Below are 1435 nucleotides of genomic sequence, written 5' to 3'. Positions count from 1 at the left end.
CGGTTTTTATCTGTGGCTCCTGTCCTCTCAGCTGTTTCGTTTCCCCGGGGGTCTCTTTTTGTCGGCTGCGTTCGTGTGTTCCCCCTCACAACCCCACGCCGTGTGTGCCGTATGCGGTTGTCCTGGCCCGTGCCGTCACCCCGAGTAGACGGCGACGGGCGGCTTCACGCGGAGCCCCGCCCTAGCTTTCCGCCAGGATGTGCGAGAGCTCCTGATCGAGATCGAAGTGCCGGTGCTCCGTGCCGGGGGGCACGGCGGCGTCTGTGCGCTTCAGGAAGGACTCCAGGGCCCGCGCGGGGGCCTCGAGCAGCGCCTCGCCCTCCGGGGAGCTGAGGGCGATGCACACGACGCCCTGGCCGTGACTGCGGGACGGCCAGACACGGACGTCGCCGGTCCCGGTGGGACGGTGGAGACCTTCGGCGAGGAGGTCGCGGGCGAACACCCACTCGACGGTCTCCTCGGCTCCGGTGTGGAAGGTGGCGTGCACGGCGTAGGGGTCGGCCGTGTCGTACCGCAGGCCTGCGGGGACAGGCAGGGAGGACTCGCTCGACACAACGAGGCGCAGGTGCAGCTCGCAGCTGACCGTGGTGTTCATAAGCGCCAGGGCCTTTCGCTCAGTGTGCGCTCGGGGATTCGCACGTCGGCGAAATCGACATGCCACCTACGGTGCCGTTGTAAACCCCTCTGAGTGTTTTGCGTGTGTTTACGTAACTCTTCCGGCCGAGTGATCGTTCGAGTCCTGCGCCCATTCCGGTGACAGGTTTCGCTCGGGTAGTGTTTGGCCGTATGAACACGGGGAGTAACAAGCACGGCGAGGCGGCCGTGGCGGAAGACCGTACGGGGACGGACGAGGCCACGGGCGAGCGCGCGCTCGGCTCGCGGGCACCGGAATTCATCAAGGCGCGCCGCGCCCTGCACCTGAGCTGGCAGGTCGGCGTCTTCATCGTCGGCCTGGCCGTGGTGGTGGCCGGCATCATCATGCTGCCGCTGCCCGGACCGGGCTGGGTCGTGATCTTCGGTGGCATGGCGATCTGGGCGACCGAGTTCGTCTGGGCCCAGCTGGTGCTGCGCTGGACCAAGCGCAAGGTCACCGAGGCGGCGCAGCGCGCCCTCGATCCCAAGGTGCGGCGCAGGAACATCATCCTGACGTCGATCGGGGTGGTGATCTTCGCCGTGCTCGCCGGGATCTACCTGTGGAAGTTCGGCCTCGAGATGCCCTGGAAGATCAAGGACCAGTGAGCGCCCACGAGGGCCGCGGCGTCCGGGTACCGGCTGGTCACGGGCGCCTCTGACATGGGGTAATGTTCTTCCTGCGTCCGGGCGATTAGCTCAGTGGGAGAGCGCTTCGTTCACACCGAAGAGGTCACTGGTTCGAACCCAGTATCGCCCACCGGATCATCAGGCGGGGGGCGCGGCCCCCACACGGGCGCACACC

2 protein-coding genes and 1 tRNA gene are annotated in these 1435 nt (G+C 67.2%); 2 read left to right on the top strand and 1 reads right to left on the bottom strand.

Features of this window, described 5'->3' with window-relative positions; translation table 11 throughout:
- Positions 1 to 181 precede the first annotated feature (181 nt).
- Positions 182 to 595, bottom strand: coding sequence for an SsgA family sporulation/cell division regulator (locus ACFWR9_RS03765; RefSeq protein ID WP_004002642.1), 414 nt, complete (start codon positions 593 to 595; stop codon positions 182 to 184).
- A gap of 191 nt (positions 596 to 786) precedes the next feature.
- Here ACFWR9_RS03765 and ACFWR9_RS03760 point away from each other — a divergent pair, with 191 nt between their 5' ends.
- Complete coding sequence (locus ACFWR9_RS03760) at positions 787 to 1239, top strand: TIGR02611 family protein (protein WP_383834965.1); 453 nt, start codon at positions 787 to 789, stop codon at positions 1237 to 1239.
- 79 nt (positions 1240 to 1318) lie between these two features.
- Positions 1319 to 1390 (top strand) — tRNA-Val (locus ACFWR9_RS03755).
- Positions 1391 to 1435 lie beyond the last annotated feature (45 nt).

This window comes from Streptomyces sp. NPDC058534 (genome assembly GCF_042717365.1).
GTDB lineage: Bacteria > Actinomycetota > Actinomycetes > Streptomycetales > Streptomycetaceae > Streptomyces.
This window is presented reverse-complemented; position numbering and strand designations above follow the sequence as displayed.